Source organism: Streptomyces sp. NPDC002520, from assembly GCF_053595235.1.
Genome location: NZ_JBSFXG010000037.1, coordinates 59,851 through 80,449 on the forward strand (window position 1 = coordinate 59,851; position 20,599 = coordinate 80,449).

Genomic DNA, 20,599 nt, shown 5'->3' on the forward strand with positions numbered 1-20,599 from the left:
GCGACCCCCGTTTCAGACCACAGACTTACAACCCTGAGAGGGATTGACGCATAGTGCTCGACGTCAACTTCTTCGACGAGCTCCGGATCGGTCTGGCCACCGCTGACGACATCCGTCAGTGGAGCCACGGCGAGGTCAAGAAGCCCGAGACGATCAACTACCGCACCCTGAAGCCCGAAAAGGACGGACTCTTCTGCGAGAAGATCTTCGGTCCGACCCGGGACTGGGAGTGCTACTGCGGCAAGTACAAGCGTGTCCGCTTCAAGGGCATCATCTGTGAGCGCTGTGGCGTGGAGGTCACGCGCGCCAAGGTGCGCCGTGAGCGGATGGGCCACATCGAGCTGGCCGCGCCCGTCACGCACATCTGGTACTTCAAGGGTGTCCCGAGCCGGCTGGGCTACCTGCTCGACCTGGCTCCCAAGGACCTCGAGAAGGTCATCTACTTCGCGGCGTACATGATCACGTACGTCGACGAGGAGCGTCGTACCCGCGACCTGCCCTCGCTGGAGGCCCACGTCTCCGTCGAGCGCCAGCAGATCGAGAACCGCCGCGACTCCGACCTCGAGGGACGCGCCAAGAAGCTCGAGACGGACCTCGCCGAGCTCGAGGCCGAGGGTGCCAAGGCCGACGTGCGCCGCAAGGTGCGCGAGGGTGCCGAGCGTGAGATGAAGCAGCTGCGCGACCGTGCGCAGCGCGAGATCGACCGCCTCGACGAGGTGTGGAACCGGTTCAAGAACCTCAAGGTCCAGGACCTCGAGGGCGACGAGCTGCTCTACCGCGAGCTGCGTGACCGCTTCGGCACGTACTTCGACGGCTCGATGGGTGCCGCGGCGCTGCAGAAGCGCCTGGAGTCCTTCGACCTCGAGGAGGAGGCCGAGCGCCTCCGCGAGATCATCCGCACCGGCAAGGGCCAGAAGAAGACCCGCGCCCTCAAGCGGCTGAAGGTCGTCTCCGCGTTCCTGCAGACCTCCAACAGCCCCAAGGGCATGGTCCTGGACTGTGTCCCGGTCATCCCGCCGGACCTGCGTCCGATGGTGCAGCTGGACGGTGGCCGCTTCGCGACCTCCGACCTGAACGACCTGTACCGCCGTGTCATCAACCGCAACAACCGCCTGAAGCGGCTTCTCGACCTCGGCGCGCCCGAGATCATCGTGAACAACGAGAAGCGCATGCTCCAGGAGGCCGTCGACGCGCTCTTCGACAACGGCCGTCGTGGCCGCCCGGTCACGGGACCCGGCAACCGTCCGCTGAAGTCCCTCAGCGACATGCTGAAGGGCAAGCAGGGTCGATTCCGTCAGAACCTGCTCGGCAAGCGTGTCGACTACTCGGCGCGTTCCGTCATCGTCGTCGGCCCGCAGCTGAAGCTGCACCAGTGCGGTCTGCCCAAGGCCATGGCGCTGGAGCTCTTCAAGCCGTTCGTGATGAAGCGCCTGGTCGACCTGAACCACGCGCAGAACATCAAGAGCGCCAAGCGCATGGTGGAGCGCGGCCGCACGGTCGTGTACGACGTCCTCGAAGAGGTCATCGCCGAGCACCCGGTTCTGCTGAACCGTGCTCCCACCCTGCACCGCCTCGGCATCCAGGCCTTCGAGCCGCAGCTGGTCGAGGGCAAGGCCATCCAGATCCACCCGCTCGTCTGCACCGCGTTCAACGCGGACTTCGACGGTGACCAGATGGCCGTGCACCTGCCGCTGTCCGCGGAGGCGCAGGCCGAGGCCCGCATCCTGATGCTGTCCTCGAACAACATCCTCAAGCCGGCCGACGGCCGTCCGGTGACGATGCCGACCCAGGACATGGTCCTCGGTCTGTTCTTCCTCACCACCGACGGCGAGCTGCGTGACACCAAGGGCGAGGGCCGTGCGTTCGGCTCCACGGCCGAGGCGATCATGGCGTTCGACGCCGGCGAGCTCGCGCTGCAGTCGCCGGTCGACATCCGCTTCCCGGTGGGCACCATCCCGCCGCGTGGCTGGACGCCGCCGGTGCGCGAGGAGGGCGAGCCCGAGTGGCAGCAGGGTGACTCGTTCCGCCTGCGCACCACCCTGGGCCGCGCGCTCTTCAACGAGCTGCTGCCCGAGGACTACCCGTTCGTCGACTACTCGGTGGGCAAGAAGCAGCTCTCCGAGATCGTCAACGACCTGGCCGAGCGCTACCCCAAGGTGATCGTGGCGGCGACGCTCGACAACCTGAAGGCGGCCGGCTTCTTCTGGGCGACCCGTTCCGGTGTCACCGTGGCCATCTCCGACGTCGTCGTTCCCGAGGCGAAGAAGGAGATCGTCCGCGGGTACGAGGCGCAGGACGAGAAGGTCCAGAAGCAGTACGAGCGCGGTCTGATCACCAAGGAAGAGCGCACGCAGGAGCTCATCGCGATCTGGACCAAGGCGACCAACGAGGTCGCCGAGGCGATGAACGAGAACTTCCCCAAGACGAACCCCATCTTCATGATGGTTGACTCGGGTGCCCGAGGAAACATGATGCAGATGCGGCAGATCGCCGGTATGCGTGGTCTGGTGTCGAACGCGAAGAACGAGACCATCCCGCGTCCGATCAAGGCGTCCTTCCGTGAGGGCCTGTCCGTGCTGGAGTACTTCATCTCCACGCACGGTGCCCGTAAGGGTCTGGCGGACACCGCCCTGCGTACCGCCGACTCGGGTTACCTCACCCGTCGTCTGGTCGACGTCTCCCAGGACGTCATCATCCGCGAGGAGGACTGCGGCACCGAGCGCGGCCTCAAGCTGGCCATCGCCGAGCGCGGCGCCGACGGCGTCCTGCGCAAGGCGGACAACGCCGAGACCAGCGTGTACGCGCGCTGCCTCGCCGAGGACATCGTCGTCGACGGCAAGGTGCTCGCCCCGGCGGGCGTCGACCTCGGTGACGTCCTCATCGACCAGCTGGTCGGCGCGGGCATCGAGGAGGTCAAGACCCGCTCGGTCCTGACCTGTGAGTCCGCCGTCGGCACCTGCGCGATGTGCTACGGCCGTTCGCTGGCCACCGGCAAGCTGGTCGACATCGGTGAGGCGGTCGGCATCATCGCCGCCCAGTCCATCGGTGAGCCCGGTACCCAGCTGACGATGCGTACCTTCCACACCGGTGGTGTGGCCGGTGACGACATCACCCAGGGTCTGCCCCGTGTCGTCGAGCTCTTCGAGGCTCGTACCCCGAAGGGTGTCGCCCCGATCTCCGAGGCCAACGGCCGCGTGCGGATCGAGGAGACCGAGAAGACCAAGAAGCTCGTCGTCACCCCGGACGACGGCAGCGACGAGACGGCGTTCCCGATCTCCAAGCGTGCCAAGGTCCTGGTCCGCGAGGGCGACCACGTCGAGGTGGGCCAGCAGCTCACCGTGGGTGCCACCAACCCGCACGACGTGCTGCGCATCCTGGGTCAGCGTGCCGTCCAGGTCCACCTGGTCGGCGAGGTCCAGAAGGTGTACAACTCGCAGGGTGTGTCGATCCACGACAAGCACATCGAGATCATCATCCGGCAGATGCTGCGCCGTGTGACGATCATCGAGTCGGGCGACGCGGAGCTGCTGCCCGGCGAGCTGGTCGAGCGCTCGAAGTTCGAGACCGAGAACCGTCGTGTGGTCCAGGAGGGCGGTCACCCGGCCTCCGGTCGTCCGCAGCTGATGGGTATCACCAAGGCCTCGCTGGCGACGGAATCCTGGCTGTCGGCCGCCTCCTTCCAGGAGACGACCCGAGTTCTGACGGACGCGGCGATCAACGCCAAGTCCGACAGCCTCATCGGCCTCAAGGAGAACGTCATCATCGGTAAGCTCATCCCGGCCGGTACGGGTCTGTCCCGCTACCGCAACATCCGGGTCGAGCCGACCGAGGAGGCCAAGGCCGCGATGTACTCGGCCGTCGGCTACGACGACATCGACTACTCGCCGTTCGGCACCGGCTCCGGCCAGGCCGTCCCGCTGGAGGACTACGACTACGGTCCGTACAACCAGTAAGCGAGCGTCCGCTTGAACCGAAGGGCGGTCACCCCGCACGGGTGACCGCCCTTCGGCGTGCTCGGCGCGGCCGGGAGGGAGCAGCCCCCCGGCGCACCACCGGACTACGGAATCCCCAACTCGAAGATCACGTAGTGCGCGTACCACCCCGACGCCACCGCCGTCGTCGTGAAGAACACCGCGAGGCTCGGCCACTTCAGCCGGCTCAGGGCGGCCGCCGGGGCGAGCAGCAGGGGGAAGGCGGGCAGCAGATAGCGGGAGGTGTTGCCGAACATCTGCTGGGTGCCGAGGACGGTCACGATGCCGGCCAGGGTGTAGGCCACCAGCACCAGCGGCGGCTTTCGGCGCAGCATCAGCGCGATCAGGAAGGGCAGCGCGATCACCACCTGGACGCCGAGCAGATCGGGCGTCGCGTAGGCGAAGAGATAGTCGCTGCGCCCGACGGCGACGTTGCCGAGGACGTCGCCCGTGTACGAGCCCCAGTCGAAGTAGTGCGCCCAGCCCTCGCGTTGAAGCGTGAAGTAGGCGGTCAGGTCGCCCATGCTCAGCCCGACCCAGGCGATGTAGGTGAGCAGCCCGAGGGGTGCCGCGATCATCGCGTAGAGCGGCCCGGCGACGCCGTGCTTCCGGCGGCGCTCCGGCCGTAGGAGCGTGACCAGGGCGGCCAGGCCCACCGCGCCGATGAGAGCGGCCGAGGTGGGCCGGTTCAGGCCCGCCAGGAAGACCAGGAGGCCCGCCGCCACCCAGCGGCCCCGCATCACGCTGTAGCAGGCCCAGGCCGCGATGGCGACGAACAGGGACTCCGAGTAGACCGCCCATTCGACGCCCGCCCCGGGCACGACCGCCCACAGCCCGGCGGCGATGACGCCCGCCCGCACTCCGGCCAGGGTCGAGACGACCGCGTAGATGCCTGCCGCGGCCACGAGCGAGGCCAGGACCGACACCAGGATCCCGGAGCCGAACAGACCGATCCCGGTGACCTCCGAGACGCCGCGGATCAGCCCGGGGTACAGCGGGAAGAAGGCGACGGAGTTCTGCTTGACCGTGAACAGCCCGCCCGGGGGCAGCGGTTCCAGCGGCTTCGGGTCGTACCCGTGGCCGGCGACCTGGAGGTACCACCAGCCGTCCCAGGTCCCGAGGACGTCCCACCAGTGCGCGCCGCCGCCGAAGCGCGGGTCCTTCGTGTGGTAGTCACCCGCGTGCTCCAGCAGCCAGGCGAATATGGTGAGCCCCACGAGCTTCGTCGCGCAGTACAGGACGAGCGGAGGCACGTAGGGGCGTGCTCCCGGTGGCAGGGCGAGCCGGCGGCTCGGGCGCGGACGTTCGGCCTGTTCGCCCGGCAGGGCGGAGTCCGCCTCGGTGTCTCTGGAAGCCGTGCTCATGCCCGCGATCCCCCTCGCCGACCGGCCGGGGCGGAGGTCGTCCCGCTGTCCGACGGTCGTGAATGTCAGCCGGCCGTGACGTGCCGGCTGGTCGTGAAGTGTCAGCGTCAAGATCACACAAGAGTCGCATGTGTGCGGCTGAAGCCTCGCACGTGCGGGGCGAAGGGGGGAGAAGGGGTGGCCGCAGAAGCGGATCCGACGTGCGGACTGTCCGTCGTCGTACCCATGTACAACGAGGTGGAGGCCCTGCCCGCGCTCGTCGGGCGGCTGCGCCCGGTCCTGGACGGCCTCGGTGAGCCGTACGAGCTCGTCGCGGTCGACGACGGCAGCAGTGACGGCACCGTCGAGCTGCTGGCGGCCTTCCGGCTCGGCTGGCCCGAACTGCGGGTGATCCGCCTGCGCCGCAACTCCGGCCACCAGGCCGCCCTCACCGCCGGCCTCGACCGCGCGGTCGGCGCCTACGTGGTCAGCCTCGACGCCGACCTCCAGGACCCGCCCGAGAAGATCCCCGAGATGCTGGCCCTGGCCCGCGCCGAGGAACTCGACATCGTCTATGGCGTCCGCGCCGACCGGGCCAGCGACAGCGGGTTCAAGCGGTGGACCGCCGGGCTCTACTACAGGGTCGTACGCCGCCTCGCCGGCCACACCGTGCCCGACCAGGCGGGTGACTTCCGGTTGCTGAGCCGGGGCGCCGTCGACGCGCTGAAGGCGCTGCCGGAGCAGCAGCGCGTCTACCGGCTGCTGGTGCCCTGGCTCGGCTTCCCCAGCGGACAGGTGGGCTACGAGCGCGCTCCCCGCACGGCCGGCCGGAGCAAGTACCCCCTCGGCCGGATGATCCGGCTCGCGGTCGACAGCGTCACCGGCTTCTCGGCGGCCCCGCTGCGGCTGGCCACCTGGCTCGGCGGCTTCGCCTTCCTGGTCTGCCTCGGGCTGATGGTGTACACGCTCAGTGCGCACCTCTTCGACCACACGGTGCCGGGCTGGACCTCCCTGTTCACCGGGGTGCTGTTCATCGGCGCGGTGCAGCTGATCTGTGTGGGGCTGCTGGGGGAGTACGTGGCCCGCATCTACACGGCCATACAGAACCGGCCGACCTACTTCGTGGGGCACGACACGGCACAGCTCGCGGAGGAGCCGGCACAGAGGTCCTGAGCGCGGGACGCGAGGAGGGTCCCCGGCACCGGGTGCGAGGAGCGTCCGCCGCGCCCGTCCCGAGTCGCGCCCTGCCGCCTTTTGTGATATTGGGTGGTTCGTCCGGAGGAATCCCAGGTCAAACCCGTACGGGAACCGCGCACCCAGGGCGCCGACCTTTTGTTTTGACCGGAGTCTGTGCGGTAGGTACGCTCAGACCTTGTGCCTGGGGTGTGCCCTGGCTCCTGTGCGTGCCTTCAACCGTATGGCGAGTCGTCACCGGCCACCGTAATCTGCGCCCTTTTCGCCTTGCGGCGAGAGTCTGCGGGTACGACACACCCGACCGCGTGGGTCGGCGAAGTTCCAGGTTAGCTTTACATTCGGCACACAGAAACCGGAGAAGTAGTGCCTACGATCCAGCAGCTGGTCCGTAAGGGCCGGCAGGACAAGGTCGAGAAGAACAAGACGCCCGCACTCGAGGGTTCCCCTCAGCGTCGTGGCGTCTGCACGCGTGTGTTCACGACCACCCCGAAGAAGCCGAACTCGGCCCTGCGTAAGGTCGCGCGTGTGCGTCTGACCAGCGGGATCGAGGTCACCGCTTACATTCCGGGTGAGGGACACAACCTGCAGGAGCACTCCATCGTGCTCGTGCGCGGCGGCCGTGTGAAGGACCTGCCGGGTGTTCGCTACAAGATCATCCGCGGCTCCCTCGACACCCAGGGTGTCAAGAACCGCAAGCAGGCCCGCAGCCGCTACGGCGCCAAGAAGGAGAAGTAAGAATGCCTCGTAAGGGCCCCGCCCCGAAGCGCCCGGTCATCATCGACCCGGTCTACGGTTCTCCTCTGGTGACCTCCCTCATCAACAAGGTGCTGCTGAACGGCAAGCGCTCCACCGCCGAGCGCATCGTGTACGGCGCCATGGAGGGCCTGCGCGAGAAGACCAGCAACGACCCGGTCATCACGCTGAAGCGCGCGCTGGAGAACATCAAGCCGACCCTCGAGGTCAAGTCCCGCCGTGTCGGTGGCGCCACGTACCAGGTTCCGATCGAGGTCAAGCCCGGTCGTGCCAACACCCTGGCGCTGCGCTGGCTCGTCGGTTACTCCCGCGCCCGTCGCGAGAAGACCATGACCGAGCGTCTGCTCAACGAACTCCTCGACGCCTCCAACGGCCTCGGTGCCGCTGTGAAGAAGCGCGAGGACACCCACAAGATGGCCGAGTCCAACAAGGCCTTCGCGCACTACCGCTGGTAGTCGCAGTCCACATCGAGACCGAGAGAAGACTGAAGCCTTATGGCTACCACTTCACTTGACCTGGCCAAGGTCCGCAACATCGGGATCATGGCCCACATCGACGCGGGCAAGACGACCACCACCGAGCGGATCCTGTTCTACACCGGTGTGTCGTACAAGATCGGTGAGGTCCACGACGGCGCCGCCACGATGGACTGGATGGAGCAGGAGCAGGAGCGTGGCATCACGATCACGTCTGCTGCGACCACCTGCCACTGGCCCCTCGAGGGCAGTGACTACACCATCAACATCATCGACACCCCGGGTCACGTCGACTTCACCGTCGAGGTGGAGCGCTCGCTGCGCGTGCTCGACGGTGCCGTGACGGTGTTCGACGGTGTCGCCGGTGTCGAGCCGCAGTCCGAGACGGTGTGGCGTCAGGCCGACCGTTACGGCGTGCCGCGCATCTGCTTCGTCAACAAGCTGGACCGTACCGGCGCCGAGTTCCACCGCTGCGTGGACATGATCTCGGACCGCCTGGGCGCCCAGCCGCTCGTCATGCAGCTCCCCATCGGTGCTGAGGCCGACTTCAAGGGCGTCGTGGACCTGGTCCGCATGAAGGCGCTCGTGTGGTCCGCCGAGGCGGCCAAGGGCGAGATGTACGACGTCGTCGACATCCCCGACACGCACACCGAGGCCGCCGAGGAGTGGCGCGGCAAGCTGGTCGAGGCCGTCGCGGAGAACGACGAAGAGATCATGGAGCTCTTCCTCGAGGGCCAGGAGCCCACCGAGGAGCAGCTGTACGCCGCGATCCGTCGCATCACCATCGCGTCCGGCAAGTCCAACGACATCACGGTCACCCCGGTGTTCTGTGGCACCGCGTTCAAGAACAAGGGTGTTCAGCCCCTGCTCGACGCGGTCGTCCGCTACCTCCCGACGCCGCTCGACGTCGAGGCCATCGAGGGCCACGACGTCAAGGACCCCGAGGTCGTCGTCAAGCGCAAGCCGTCGGACGAGGAGCCCCTCTCCGCGCTCGCGTTCAAGATCATGAGCGACCCGCACCTCGGCAAGCTCACCTTCGTCCGGGTTTACTCGGGCCGCCTGGAGTCCGGCTCTTCGGTGCTGAACTCCGTCAAGGGCAAGAAGGAGCGCATCGGCAAGATCTACCGCATGCACGCCAACAAGCGTGAGGAGATCGAGTCGGTGGGCGCCGGCGACATCGTCGCCGTCATGGGCCTGAAGCAGACCACCACCGGTGAGACGCTGGCCGACGACAAGAACCCGGTCATCCTGGAGTCCATGGACTTCCCGGCGCCGGTCATCCAGGTCGCCATCGAGCCCAAGTCGAAGGGTGACCAGGAGAAGCTGGGCGTCGCGATCCAGCGCCTGGCCGAGGAGGACCCGTCCTTCCAGGTTCACTCGGACGAGGAGACCGGCCAGACCATCATCGGTGGTATGGGCGAGCTGCACCTCGAGGTGCTGGTCGACCGTATGCGCCGTGAGTTCAAGGTCGAGGCCAACGTCGGCAAGCCGCAGGTCGCGTACCGCGAGACGATCCGCAAGGCCGTCGAGCGCGTGGACTACACCCACAAGAAGCAGACCGGTGGTACCGGTCAGTTCGCCAAGGTGCAGATCGCGATCGAGCCCATCGAGGGCGGCGACGCCTCGTACGAGTTCGTGAACAAGGTCACCGGTGGTCGTATCCCGAAGGAGTACATCCCTTCGGTCGACGCCGGTGCGCAGGAGGCCATGCAGTTCGGCATCCTGGCCGGCTACGAGATGACGGGCGTTCGCGTCATTCTTCTCGACGGTGCCTACCACGAGGTCGACTCCTCCGAGCTCGCCTTCAAGATCGCCGGTTCGCAGGCCTTCAAGGAGGCCGCGCGCAAGGCTTCGCCCGTGCTCCTGGAGCCGATGATGGCCGTCGAGGTCACCACGCCCGAGGACTACATGGGTGAGGTCATCGGCGACATCAACTCCCGCCGTGGTCAGATCCAGGCCATGGAGGAGCGGGCTGGTGCCCGCGTCGTGAAGGGCCTCGTGCCCCTGTCGGAGATGTTCGGCTACGTCGGCGACCTCCGTAGCAAGACGTCGGGTCGCGCAAGCTACTCGATGCAGTTCGACTCCTACGCCGAGGTTCCGCGGAACGTCGCCGAGGAGATCATCGCGAAGGCCAAGGGCGAGTAACGCACCGCGTTTCCACGCTTTAGGCTTGACTCCGGAGCCTCGTGGGGCAAACAACCGCAAACACGGATGTTTGCCCCGGGTTCCGGGACTTAACAGCAAAGATCACCTGGCGCCGATGAAGTAAGGCGTACAGAACCACTCCACAGGAGGACCCCAGTGGCGAAGGCGAAGTTCGAGCGGACTAAGCCGCACGTCAACATCGGCACCATCGGTCACATCGACCACGGTAAGACGACCCTCACGGCCGCCATTACCAAGGTGCTGCACGACGCGTACCCGGACCTGAACGAGGCCACCCCGTTCGACAACATCGACAAGGCGCCCGAAGAGCGTCAGCGCGGTATCACCATCTCCATCGCGCACGTCGAGTACCAGACCGAGGCGCGTCACTACGCCCACGTCGACTGCCCGGGGCACGCGGACTACATCAAGAACATGATCACCGGTGCCGCGCAGATGGACGGCGCGATCCTCGTGGTCGCCGCCACCGACGGCCCGATGCCGCAGACCAAGGAGCACGTGCTCCTGGCCCGCCAGGTCGGCGTTCCGTACATCGTCGTCGCCCTGAACAAGGCCGACATGGTGGACGACGAGGAGATCCTGGAGCTCGTCGAGCTCGAGGTCCGTGAGCTCCTCTCCGAGTACGAGTTCCCGGGCGACGACGTTCCGGTCGTCAAGGTCTCCGCCCTGAAGGCCCTCGAGGGCGAGAAGGAGTGGGTGGACTCCGTCCTCAACCTGATGAAGGCTGTCGACGAGGCCATCCCGCAGCCGGAGCGCGAGGTCGACAAGCCGTTCCTGATGCCGATCGAGGACGTCTTCACGATCACCGGTCGTGGCACCGTCGTCACCGGTCGTATCGAGCGCGGTGTCCTGAAGGTCAACGAGACCGTCGACATCATCGGCATCAAGACCGAGAAGACCACCACCACGGTCACCGGCATCGAGATGTTCCGCAAGCTGCTCGACGAGGGCCAGGCCGGTGAGAACGTCGGTCTGCTGCTCCGTGGCATCAAGCGCGAGGACGTCGAGCGCGGCCAGGTCATCATCAAGCCGGGCTCGGTCACCCCGCACACCGAGTTCGAGGCGCAGGCCTACATCCTGTCCAAGGACGAGGGTGGCCGCCACACGCCGTTCTTCAACAACTACCGTCCGCAGTTCTACTTCCGTACGACGGACGTGACGGGCGTTGTGACCCTCCCCGAGGGCACCGAGATGGTCATGCCGGGTGACAACACCGAGATGTCGGTGCAGCTCATCCAGCCCATCGCGATGGAAGAGGGCCTGAAGTTCGCCATCCGCGAGGGTGGCCGCACCGTGGGCGCCGGCCAGGTCACCAAGATCGTCAAGTAAGTTCCGCTTGCTTGAGGGTCACTGACTGACCTAGGAGAGGCTCGTACGACTTCGGTCGTACGGGCCTCTTCGTCGTCCCCGCACCTCGACGGAACCGCTTGTGCGGCCGCACGCGCCGCTCATGCATGGAACGCGTCACCCTGCACGGCCACGACGGCCCCAAGCCCGCCACGCACGAGCTGGGGCCCGACACGGACGACCGAGCCGGCTTCGGCGTGGCCTTGCGTCGTGCGTGATGGCGAGGCCGAGGGTGCGGAGCTGAAGATGCCACTGGAGGAGGCGCTCCTCCGGGCGAGATGGACCTGGCGCGGTGTGCCGTTCACGTTGTGATCGCACCCGCGTGCGGCCCTTCGGTTTGACCTACGTCACTCTCGGGGTATTCTCTCCGGCTCGATTGGCGGAGTACCCGCCCCATATGGCAGACTGTCCGAGTTGCTCGGTCGAGTGTTGATGCTGCACGTCTCCCGCCGGGAGGACCGGAAGCGAGTCCCACGGTACTCGTCGCCCTAACTGCCATTACGGCAGCACTGGGGCGGACGTACGGGAATCTTCCGGGAAGTGTGGGCGCGACACCGACCAGGCACCCGGTGGGCCCGCGTCAGCTGATTGACGCAGTCACCCTCGGCTTGCGGTTCCGGAAGGGCCGTGTGCATTCCCCGCAGGGATGTTCGGACAAGGGGCATCTGTGTCAGCGGGAGCGCGACACGCCCGACCGCGTGGGTCGGAGGGACGAGGGAAAACACCGGGTTCCAGAGCGTTACAGAGACAGGACTACTGAGTAGCCATGGCGGGACAGAAGATCCGCATCCGGCTCAAGGCCTACGACCACGAGGTCATCGACTCCTCGGCGAAGAAGATCGTCGAGACGGTGACCCGCACTGGTGCGTCGGTCGCGGGCCCGGTGCCGCTGCCCACTGAGAAGAACGTGTACTGCGTCATCAAGTCGCCGCACAAGTACAAGGACTCGCGCGAGCACTTCGAGATGCGCACGCACAAGCGCCTGATCGACATTCTCGACCCGACCCCCAAGACCGTTGACTCTCTGATGCGACTCGACCTCCCGGCCGGTGTCGACATCGAGATCAAGCTCTGAGGCTGGTGGGCTGAGAATGGCTAAGCAGATCAAGGGCATCCTGGGCGAGAAGCTCGGCATGACGCAGGTGTGGGACGAGAACAACCGTGTTGTTCCGGTCACCGTCGTCAAGGCCGGCCCCAACGTCGTGACCCAGGTTCGTACCAACGACGTCGACGGCTACGAGTCGGTCCAGATCGCCTTCGGCGAGATCGACCCGCGCAAGGTGAACAAGCCCCTCAAGGGCCACTTCGCCAAGGCCGACGTAACCCCGCGCCGCCACCTGGTGGAGCTCCGTACCTCCGACGCCAGCGAGTACACGCTGGGCCAGGAGATCACTGCCGAGGTCTTCGAGTCGGGCGTCAAGGTCGACGTCACCGCGAAGAGCAAGGGCAAGGGCTTCGCCGGTGTCATGAAGCGCCACAACTTCAAGGGTGGCAAGGCGTCCCACGGTGCCCACCGTGTGCACCGCATGCCCGGTTCCATCGGTGGCTGTGCCACCCCCGGCCGTGTCTTCAAGGGCATGCGCATGGCGGGTCGCATGGGCAACGAGCGGGTCACCACCCAGAACCTGACCGTCCACGCCGTTGACGCGGAGAAGGGTCTGCTGCTCATCAAGGGCGCGGTTCCTGGTCCGAACGGCGGCCTCGTCCTGGTCCGCACCGCGGCCAAGGGGGCCTGAGGTAACCGATGAGCACTGTTGACATCCTTTCGCCGGCGGGCGAGAAGGCCGGTTCCGTCGAGCTCCCCGCGGAGATCTTCGACGTTGAGAAGATCAGCATCCCGCTGATCCACCAGGTCGTCGTCGCGCAGCTGGCCGCTGCCCGCCAGGGCACGCACAAGACCAAGACCCGTGGCGAGGTCCGTGGTGGTGGCCGCAAGCCGTACCGCCAGAAGGGCACCGGTCGCGCCCGCCAGGGTTCGACGCGTGCGCCGCAGTTCGCCGGCGGTGGCGTCGTCCACGGCCCGCAGCCGCGTGACTACTCGCAGCGGACCCCGAAGAAGATGAAGGCGGCGGCCCTGCGCCACGCCCTCACCGACCGGGCGCGTCACAACCGCATCCACGTCGTCTCCGGCGTGGTCGAGGGCACGAACCCCAGCACCAAGGCCGCCAAGGGCCTGTTCGGCAAGATCTCGGAGCGCAAGAACCTGCTCCTGGTCGTCGAGCGCGCCGACGAGGCCGCGTGGCTGTCCGCCCGCAACCTGCCCCAGGTCCACATCCTGGAGCCGGGCCAGCTGAACACGTACGACGTTCTCGTCTCGGACGACGTGGTCTTCACCCAGGCCGCTTTCGAGTCCTTCGTGTCCGGCCCGAAGGCCAATGACACCGAAGGGAGCGAGGCCTGATGGCTATCCGTCACCCCGCTATCGCCTCGAAGGCCGCCAAGGCCGCCAAGGCCGCGCGCGTCGCCAAGGCGCGCCGCCACGCCACCGAGGGCAAGAACACCGTCGAGACCCCGCTGAGCAAGTCGTACACGGACCCCCGTGACGTCCTGCTGAAGCCGGTCGTCTCGGAGAAGAGCTACGCGCTCCTCGACGAGAACAAGTACACGTTCATCGTCGACCCGAACGCCAACAAGACCCAGATCAAGCAGGCCGTCCAGGCGGTCTTCGACGTCAAGGTCACCGGGGTCAACACGATCAACCGCCAGGGCAAGCGCAAGCGCACGAAGACCGGTTTCGGTCAGCGTGCGGGCAGCAAGCGCGCGATCGTGACCCTCGCTGAGGGCGACCGTATCGACATCTTCGGCGGTCCGACCGCGTAAGCGGGTCGGATCGTCCGATATCGGACGAGGACTGAGAAATGGGAATCCGCAAGTACAAGCCGACTACGCCGGGCCGTCGTGGCGCCAGCGTTGCCGACTTCGTCGAGGTCACGCGGTCCACGCCGGAGAAGTCGCTGGTCCGCCCTCTGCACAGCAAGGGCGGCCGTAACAACGCCGGTCGTGTGACCGTTCGCCACCAGGGTGGCGGACACAAGCGCGCCTACCGCGTGATCGACTTCCGTCGTCACGACAAGGACGGCGTGCCGGCGAAGGTCGCGCACATCGAGTACGACCCCAACCGCACCGCGCGCATCGCGCTGCTGCACTACGCCGACGGCGAGAAGCGCTACATCCTCGCCCCGCGCAACCTGCAGCAGGGTGACCGCGTCGAGAACGGTCCCGGGGCCGACATCAAGCCGGGCAACAACCTGGCCCTCCGCAACATCCCGGTCGGTACCACGATCCACGCGATCGAGCTCCGTCCCGGTGGCGGTGCCAAGTTCGCCCGCTCCGCCGGTGCCTCCGTGCAGCTGCTCGCGAAGGAGGGCTCGATGGCCCACCTGCGCATGCCGTCCGGTGAGATCCGCCTGGTCGACGTCCGCTGCCGCGCCACCATCGGTGAGGTCGGCAACGCCGAGCAGAGCAACATCAACTGGGGTAAGGCCGGCCGTAAGCGGTGGCTGGGCGTTCGCCCGACCGTCCGTGGTGTCGTGATGAACCCGGTTGACCACCCGCACGGTGGTGGTGAGGGCCGGACCTCCGGTGGTCGCCACCCTGTGTCCCCGTGGGGCAAGAAGGAAGGCCGTACTCGTTCGCCCAAGAAGGCGTCGAACAAGTACATCGTCCGCCGCCGCAAGACGAACAAGAAGCGCTAAGGACGGGTTGAGATGCCTCGTAGCCTGAAGAAGGGGCCCTTCGTCGACGACCACCTGATCAAGAAGGTGGACGCCCAGAACGAAGCCGGCACCAAGAACGTCATCAAGACCTGGTCCCGTCGCTCCATGATCGTCCCGGCCATGCTGGGCCACACGCTCGCGGTGCACAACGGCAAGACCCACATCCCGGTGTTCGTCACCGAGTCGATGGTCGGCCACAAGCTCGGCGAGTTCTCGCCGACCCGCACCTTCCGGGGCCACGTCAAGGACGACCGGAAGTCGAAGCGCCGCTAGTAGCGGATCGCATTCAGACACGTAAGTAACTGAGAGGGACAACCATGGAAGCCAGGGCCCAGGCGCGGTACATCCGCGTTACGCCCATGAAGGCCCGCCGCGTGGTGGACCTTATCCGTGGCATGGACGCCACGGAGGCTCAGGCTGTTCTGCGATTCGCTCCGCAGGCAGCCTCCGTGCCGGTCGGCAAGGTGCTCGACAGCGCCATCGCCAACGCCGCGCACAACTACGACCACACCGACGCCGACAGCCTCTTCATCTCCGAGGCCTACGTCGACGAGGGCCCGACCCTGAAGCGGTTCCGTCCGCGCGCCCAGGGCCGTGCCTACCGGATCCGCAAGCGGACCAGCCACATCACCGTGGTCGTCAGCAGCAAGGAAGGAACCCGGTAATGGGCCAGAAGGTAAACCCGCATGGGTTCCGGCTCGGTGTCACGACCGACTTCAAGTCGCGTTGGTACGCCGACAAGCTGTACAAGGACTACGTCAAGGAAGACGTCGCCATCCGTCGGATGATGACGTCCGGCATGGAGCGCGCCGGTATCTCGAAGGTTGAGATCGAGCGCACCCGTGACCGCGTGCGGGTGGACATCCACACCGCTCGTCCGGGCATCGTCATCGGCCGCCGTGGCGCCGAGGCCGACCGCATCCGCGGCGACCTCGAGAAGCTCACGGGCAAGCAGGTCCAGCTGAACATCCTCGAGGTCAAGAACCCCGAGACCGACGCTCAGCTGGTTGCCCAGGCCGTTGCCGAGCAGCTCTCCTCCCGCGTCTCCTTCCGTCGCGCCATGCGTAAGAGCATGCAGTCGGCGATGAAGGCCGGCGCCAAGGGCATCAAGATCCAGTGCGGTGGCCGCCTCGGCGGCGCCGAGATGTCCCGCTCGGAGTTCTACCGCGAGGGCCGCGTGCCCCTGCACACGCTCCGCGCGAACGTGGACTACGGCTTCTTCGAGGCCAAGACGACCTTCGGCCGCATCGGTGTGAAGGTCTGGATCTACAAGGGCGACGTCAAGAACATCGCCGAGGTCCGCGCCGAGAACGCTGCGGCCCGTGCGGGTAACCGCCCGGCCCGCGGTGGTGCCGACCGCCCGGCCCGTGGTGGCCGCGGTGGCGAGCGGCGCGGTCGCAAGCCGCAGCAGGCTGCCGGCTCCGAGGCCCCCAAGGCCGAGGCTCCCGCCGCCGCGCCGGCTGAGAGCACCGGAACGGAGGCCTGACCGAAATGCTGATCCCCCGTAGGGTCAAGCACCGCAAGCAGCACCACCCGAAGCGCAGCGGCATGGCCAAGGGCGGCACGCAGGTTGCGTTCGGCGAGTACGGCATCCAGGCGCTGACCCCGGCCTATGTCACGAACCGCCAGATCGAGGCGGCTCGTATCGCGATGACCCGCCACATCAAGCGTGGCGGCAAGGTCTGGATCAACATCTACCCGGACCGTCCGCTGACGAAGAAGCCGGCCGAGACCCGCATGGGTTCCGGTAAGGGTTCTCCGGAGTGGTGGATCGCCAACGTCAAGCCCGGACGCGTCATGTTCGAGCTGTCGTACCCCAACGAGAAGATTGCGCGTGAGGCCCTCACTCGTGCGGCCCACAAGCTGCCGATGAAGTGCCGGATCGTCAAGCGCGAGGCAGGTGAAGCGTGATGTCGGCCGGTACCAAGGCGTCCGAGCTGCGCGAGCTGGGCAACGAGGAGCTTCTGGGGAAGCTCCGCGAGGCCAAGGAAGAGCTGTTCAACCTCCGCTTCCAGGCGGCGACTGGCCAGCTCGAGAACCACGGCCGTCTGAAGGCGGTCCGCAAGGACATCGCGCGGATCTACACCCTGATGCGCGAGCGTGAGCTGGGCATCGAAACGGTGGAGAACGCCTGATGAGCGAGAAGAACGTGACTGAGAACGCAGAGGCCCGCGGCTTCCGCAAGACCCGTGAGGGTCTCGTCGTCAGCGACAAGATGGACAAGACTGTCGTCGTCGCTGTCGAGGACCGCGTCAAGCACGCGCTGTACGGCAAGGTCATCCGCCGTACGAACAAGCTCAAGGCGCACGACGAGCAGAACGCCGCGGGTGTCGGCGACCGCGTCCTCCTCATGGAGACCCGGCCGCTGTCCGCGACGAAGCGCTGGCGCGTCGTAGAGATCCTCGAGAAGGCGAAGTAACCAGCGGGGCTCAGGCCCTGCTGCCCCCGCCGGGGGGCTCCGCAGCGATGCGGCCCCCGGCGGTGGGCTTCACCTCAAGAGGCGTAAGTAATTCCTGCGAGGCACCCCTCGCAGGGCAGTTCCGCCAGGCTCTCCGGTTCAACTCCCGGAGGGAACCGGCAGACAAACAGGAGATAGACGTGATCCAGCAGGAGTCGCGACTGCGCGTCGCCGACAACACTGGTGCGAAGGAAATCCTTTGCATCCGTGTGCTCGGTGGCTCCGGTCGCCGCTACGCGGGCATCGGTGACGTCATCGTTGCCACCGTCAAGGACGCGATCCCCGGTGGCAACGTGAAGAAGGGTGACGTCGTCAAGGCGGTCATCGTTCGCACCGTCAAGGAGCGCCGCCGTCCGGACGGCTCGTACATCCGCTTCGACGAGAACGCCGCCGTCATTCTGAAGAACGACGGCGACCCTCGCGGCACCCGTATCTTCGGCCCGGTCGGCCGTGAGCTGCGCGAGAAGAAGTTCATGAAGATCATCTCGCTCGCGCCGGAGGTGCTGTAAGCATGAAGATCAAGAAGGGCGACCTGGTCCAGGTCATCACCGGTAAGGACAAGGGCAAGCAGGGCAAGGTCATCGCGGCCTACCCCCGCGAGGACCGTGTCCTGGTCGAGGGTGTCAACCGGGTCAAGAAGCACACCAAGGCCGGCCCGACCGCCAGCGGTTCCCAGGCCGGCGGCATCGTGACCACCGAGGCCCCGATCCACGTGTCCAACGTTCAGCTGGTCGTGGAGAAGGACGGTCAGAAGGTCGTCACGCGCGTCGGTTACCGCTTCGACGACGAAGGCAACAAGATCCGCGTTGCCAAGCGGACGGGTGAGGACATCTGATGGCTACCACCACCACTCCGCGTCTGAAGACGAAGTACCGCGAGGAGATCGCGGGCAAGATGCGTGACGAGTTCAAGTACGAGAACGTCATGCAGATCCCCGGTCTCGTCAAGATCGTGGTCAACATGGGTGTGGGCGACGCCGCCCGCGACTCCAAGCTGATCGAGGGCGCCATCCGCGACCTCACCACGATCACCGGCCAGAAGCCGCAGGTCACCAAGGCCCGCAAGTCCATCGCGCAGTTCAAGCTGCGTGAGGGTCAGCCGATCGGTGCCCACGTCACGCTTCGTGGCGACCGCATGTGGGAGTTCCTGGACCGCACCCTGTCGCTCGCGCTGCCGCGCATCCGCGACTTCCGCGGCCTGTCCCCCAAGCAGTTCGACGGCCGTGGCAACTACACCTTCGGTCTCACGGAGCAGGTCATGTTCCACGAGATCGACCAGGACAAGATCGACCGTACCCGGGGCATGGACATCACCGTGGTCACCACGGCGACCAACGACGCTGAGGGCCGCGCGCTCCTTCGTCACCTCGGCTTCCCGTTCAAGGAGGCGTGAGCGAGATGGCGAAGAAGGCTCTGATTGCCAAGGCTGCTCGCAAGCCCAAGTTCGGTGTGCGTGGCTACACCCGCTGCCAGCGCTGCGGCCGTCCGCACTCCGTGTACCGCAAGTTCGGCCTCTGCCGCGTGTGCCTTCGTGAGATGGCTCACCGTGGCGAGCTGCCGGGCGTGACCAAGAGCTCCTGGTAATCCCCGCTTTTTAGGGATTCCTGAAGCTCTCGGTAAGCATCTGGGTCGGCAGGGGCCCTTCTCCACATGCCGTAGGCTTGGGGGGTTGGGCGCCTGCTGCGCCCGTACGACTTACTACGCCGTAGGTCCACCGCGCCGCACCCGCCCCGTCTCGGATCGGGGAGAGGGATGGCGCACCAGGAAACCCCGGCGAGAGAGGCCGAAGGCCAATTCATGACCATGACTGATCCGATCGCAGACATGCTTACGCGTCTGCGGAACGCGAACTCGGCATACCACGACTCCGTGACGATGCCGGCATCGAAGATCAAGTCGCACATCGCGGAGATCCTCCAGCAGGAGGGCTTCATCACGGGCTGGAAGGTCGAGGACGCCGAGGTCGGCAAGAACCTCGTTCTCGAGCTGAAGTTCGGCCCGAACCGTGAGCGCTCCATCGCGGGCATCAAGCGGATCTCCAAGCCCGGTCTCCGGGTTTACGCGAAGTCCACCTCCCTGCCCAAGGTGCTGGGTGGCCTCGGCGTGGCGATCATCTCCACGTCCCACGGGCTCCTCACCGACAAGCAGGCCGGCAAGAAGGGCGTAGGCGGAGAAGTTCTCGCCTACGTCTGGTAACGGAAGGGAACGGAGGAAACAGCTATGTCGCGTATTGGCAAGCTCCCCATCACGGTTCCCGCCGGCGTGGACGTCACCATCGACGGCCAGACGGTCTCGGTCAAGGGTCCCAAGGGCTCGCTGACCCACACCGTCGTGGCGCCGATCGAGATCGCCAAGGGTGAGGACGGCGTTCTGAACGTCACCCGCCCCAACGACGAGCGTCAGAGCAAGGCCCTGCACGGCCTGTCCCGCACGCTGGTGGCGAACATGATCACCGGCGTGACCCAGGGTTACGTGAAGAAGCTCGAGATCAGTGGTGTCGGTTACCGCGTGACCGCCAAGGGTTCGAACCTCGAGTTCGCTCTCGGCTACAGCCACCCGATCGTCGTCGAGGCCCCCGAGGGCATCACCTTCAAGGTGGAGGCCCCCACCCGGTTCTCGGTCGAGGGCATCGACAAGCAGAAGGTCGGCGAGGTTGCGGCCAACATCCGCAAGCTGCGCAAGCCCGACCCGTACAAGGCCAAGGGCGTCAAGTACGAGGGCGAAGTCATCCGCCGCAAGGTCGGAAAGGCGGGTAAGTAAGCCATGGCATACGGGCAGAAGATCCTCAAGGGCGACGCCTACAAGCGCGCCGCGATCAAGCGCCGTCACATCCGGATTCGCAAGAACCTTTCCGGTACGGCGGAGCGTCCCCGTCTGGTCGTTACCCGCTCCAACCGCCACATCGTGGCGCAGGTGATCGACGACCTCAAGGGCCACACCCTGGCCTCCGCGTCCACCCTGGACGCGTCGGTCCGTGGCGGCGAGGGCGACAAGTCCGCGCAGGCCAAGCAGGTCGGCGCCCTGGTCGCCGAGCGTGCCAAGGCCGCCGGTGTCGAGGCTGTCGTGTTCGACCGTGGTGGCAACCAGTACGCCGGGCGCATCGCCGCCCTGGCGGACGCCGCCCGCGAAGCCGGTCTGAAGTTCTGAGCCGGTTCCGTAGCTAGCGGAAACAGAGA

Annotated in this window: 25 protein-coding genes; 24 read left to right on the forward strand and 1 reads right to left on the reverse strand. The window is 66.5% G+C overall.

What is annotated here, in order from left to right; genetic code table 11:
- Positions 1-53: 53 nt before the first annotated feature.
- Positions 54-3,953: a DNA-directed RNA polymerase subunit beta' gene (locus tag ACWD5D_RS35695; protein ID WP_451376964.1), complete on the forward strand. Its 3,900-nt coding sequence runs from the start codon at positions 54-56 to the stop codon at positions 3,951-3,953.
- A gap of 104 nt (positions 3,954-4,057) precedes the next feature.
- Here ACWD5D_RS35695 and ACWD5D_RS35700 read toward each other — a convergent pair whose 3' ends face one another.
- The gene (locus ACWD5D_RS35700) at positions 4,058-5,335 is read right to left on the reverse strand and encodes a hypothetical protein (RefSeq protein ID WP_451376965.1); all 1,278 of its coding nucleotides are present in this window, start codon (positions 5,333-5,335) and stop codon (positions 4,058-4,060) included.
- A 177-nt stretch (positions 5,336-5,512) separates the two neighbouring features.
- Here ACWD5D_RS35700 and ACWD5D_RS35705 point away from each other — a divergent pair, with 177 nt between their 5' ends.
- The 23 genes from ACWD5D_RS35705 to rplR all read left to right on the forward strand — a co-directional run bounded on the left by ACWD5D_RS35705 (position 5,513) and on the right by rplR (position 20,570).
- Positions 5,513-6,487, forward strand: a complete 975-nt coding sequence (locus ACWD5D_RS35705) for a glycosyltransferase family 2 protein (RefSeq protein WP_451376966.1) — start codon at positions 5,513-5,515, stop codon at positions 6,485-6,487.
- 384 nt (positions 6,488-6,871) lie between these two features.
- Positions 6,872-7,243 (forward strand): 30S ribosomal protein S12, encoded by a 372-nt coding sequence (gene rpsL, locus ACWD5D_RS35710; protein ID WP_003948652.1) that lies wholly within the window; start codon positions 6,872-6,874, stop codon positions 7,241-7,243.
- A 2-nt stretch (positions 7,244-7,245) separates the two neighbouring features.
- A complete protein-coding gene (rpsG, locus tag ACWD5D_RS35715) occupies positions 7,246-7,716 on the forward strand; it encodes a 30S ribosomal protein S7 (RefSeq protein ID WP_005481264.1) in 471 nt (156 codons plus the stop codon).
- A 39-nt stretch (positions 7,717-7,755) separates the two neighbouring features.
- Positions 7,756-9,882 (forward strand): elongation factor G, encoded by a 2,127-nt coding sequence (gene fusA / locus ACWD5D_RS35720; protein ID WP_451376967.1) that lies wholly within the window; start codon positions 7,756-7,758, stop codon positions 9,880-9,882.
- Between the two features lie 156 nt (positions 9,883-10,038).
- Entirely contained in the window at positions 10,039-11,232 is a 1,194-nt protein-coding gene (gene tuf, locus ACWD5D_RS35725) for an elongation factor Tu (protein ID WP_451376968.1), read from the forward strand.
- Positions 11,233-12,016: 784 nt separating this feature from the next.
- Positions 12,017-12,325: a 30S ribosomal protein S10 gene (rpsJ, locus tag ACWD5D_RS35730; protein WP_003948644.1), complete on the forward strand. Its 309-nt coding sequence runs from the start codon at positions 12,017-12,019 to the stop codon at positions 12,323-12,325.
- Between the two features lie 16 nt (positions 12,326-12,341).
- Positions 12,342-12,986, forward strand: a complete 645-nt coding sequence (gene rplC, locus ACWD5D_RS35735; protein WP_018543906.1) for a 50S ribosomal protein L3 — start codon at positions 12,342-12,344, stop codon at positions 12,984-12,986.
- Between the two features lie 8 nt (positions 12,987-12,994).
- Positions 12,995-13,651 carry a 50S ribosomal protein L4 gene (gene rplD, locus ACWD5D_RS35740; protein WP_451376969.1) on the forward strand — a complete coding sequence of 219 codons (657 nt, stop codon included), beginning with the start codon at positions 12,995-12,997 and terminating at the stop codon, positions 13,649-13,651.
- Complete coding sequence (gene rplW / locus ACWD5D_RS35745) at positions 13,651-14,070, forward strand: 50S ribosomal protein L23 (RefSeq protein ID WP_030601206.1); 420 nt, start codon at positions 13,651-13,653, stop codon at positions 14,068-14,070. Before rplD ends, rplW begins: the two co-directional genes overlap by 1 nt.
- 38 nt (positions 14,071-14,108) lie before the next feature.
- Positions 14,109-14,945: a 50S ribosomal protein L2 gene (gene rplB / locus ACWD5D_RS35750; RefSeq protein WP_031167077.1), complete on the forward strand. Its 837-nt coding sequence runs from the start codon at positions 14,109-14,111 to the stop codon at positions 14,943-14,945.
- Positions 14,946-14,957: 12 nt separating this feature from the next.
- The gene (gene rpsS / locus ACWD5D_RS35755) at positions 14,958-15,239 is read left to right on the forward strand and encodes a 30S ribosomal protein S19 (RefSeq protein WP_003992359.1); all 282 of its coding nucleotides are present in this window, start codon (positions 14,958-14,960) and stop codon (positions 15,237-15,239) included.
- Positions 15,240-15,283: 44 nt separating this feature from the next.
- Positions 15,284-15,631: a 50S ribosomal protein L22 gene (rplV, locus tag ACWD5D_RS35760; RefSeq protein ID WP_003974262.1), complete on the forward strand. Its 348-nt coding sequence runs from the start codon at positions 15,284-15,286 to the stop codon at positions 15,629-15,631.
- Positions 15,631-16,452, forward strand: coding sequence for a 30S ribosomal protein S3 (rpsC, locus tag ACWD5D_RS35765; protein ID WP_015658463.1), 822 nt, complete (start codon positions 15,631-15,633; stop codon positions 16,450-16,452). Before rplV ends, rpsC begins: the two co-directional genes overlap by 1 nt.
- A gap of 5 nt (positions 16,453-16,457) precedes the next feature.
- Positions 16,458-16,877 carry a 50S ribosomal protein L16 gene (gene rplP, locus ACWD5D_RS35770; RefSeq protein WP_030811678.1) on the forward strand — a complete coding sequence of 140 codons (420 nt, stop codon included), beginning with the start codon at positions 16,458-16,460 and terminating at the stop codon, positions 16,875-16,877.
- The gene (rpmC, locus tag ACWD5D_RS35775; protein ID WP_018564811.1) at positions 16,877-17,101 is read left to right on the forward strand and encodes a 50S ribosomal protein L29; all 225 of its coding nucleotides are present in this window, start codon (positions 16,877-16,879) and stop codon (positions 17,099-17,101) included. Before rplP ends, rpmC begins: the two co-directional genes overlap by 1 nt.
- Positions 17,101-17,385 carry a 30S ribosomal protein S17 gene (gene rpsQ, locus ACWD5D_RS35780; RefSeq protein ID WP_018543912.1) on the forward strand — a complete coding sequence of 95 codons (285 nt, stop codon included), beginning with the start codon at positions 17,101-17,103 and terminating at the stop codon, positions 17,383-17,385. Before rpmC ends, rpsQ begins: the two co-directional genes overlap by 1 nt.
- A 179-nt stretch (positions 17,386-17,564) precedes the next feature.
- A complete protein-coding gene (rplN, locus tag ACWD5D_RS35785) occupies positions 17,565-17,933 on the forward strand; it encodes a 50S ribosomal protein L14 (RefSeq protein ID WP_003998823.1) in 369 nt (122 codons plus the stop codon).
- Positions 17,934-17,935: 2 nt separating this feature from the next.
- Positions 17,936-18,259 (forward strand): 50S ribosomal protein L24, encoded by a 324-nt coding sequence (gene rplX, locus ACWD5D_RS35790; protein WP_023547376.1) that lies wholly within the window; start codon positions 17,936-17,938, stop codon positions 18,257-18,259.
- The gene (gene rplE, locus ACWD5D_RS35795; protein ID WP_046583600.1) at positions 18,259-18,816 is read left to right on the forward strand and encodes a 50S ribosomal protein L5; all 558 of its coding nucleotides are present in this window, start codon (positions 18,259-18,261) and stop codon (positions 18,814-18,816) included. Before rplX ends, rplE begins: the two co-directional genes overlap by 1 nt.
- A gap of 5 nt (positions 18,817-18,821) precedes the next feature.
- The gene (locus ACWD5D_RS35800) at positions 18,822-19,007 is read left to right on the forward strand and encodes a type Z 30S ribosomal protein S14 (RefSeq protein ID WP_003948630.1); all 186 of its coding nucleotides are present in this window, start codon (positions 18,822-18,824) and stop codon (positions 19,005-19,007) included.
- Between the two features lie 213 nt (positions 19,008-19,220).
- The gene (gene rpsH, locus ACWD5D_RS35805) at positions 19,221-19,619 is read left to right on the forward strand and encodes a 30S ribosomal protein S8 (RefSeq protein WP_013001411.1); all 399 of its coding nucleotides are present in this window, start codon (positions 19,221-19,223) and stop codon (positions 19,617-19,619) included.
- 24 nt (positions 19,620-19,643) lie between these two features.
- A complete protein-coding gene (gene rplF / locus ACWD5D_RS35810; RefSeq protein ID WP_451376970.1) occupies positions 19,644-20,183 on the forward strand; it encodes a 50S ribosomal protein L6 in 540 nt (179 codons plus the stop codon).
- A 3-nt stretch (positions 20,184-20,186) separates the two neighbouring features.
- Positions 20,187-20,570 (forward strand): 50S ribosomal protein L18, encoded by a 384-nt coding sequence (gene rplR, locus ACWD5D_RS35815; RefSeq protein WP_053661883.1) that lies wholly within the window; start codon positions 20,187-20,189, stop codon positions 20,568-20,570.
- The last annotated feature ends 29 nt before the right edge of the window (positions 20,571-20,599 follow it).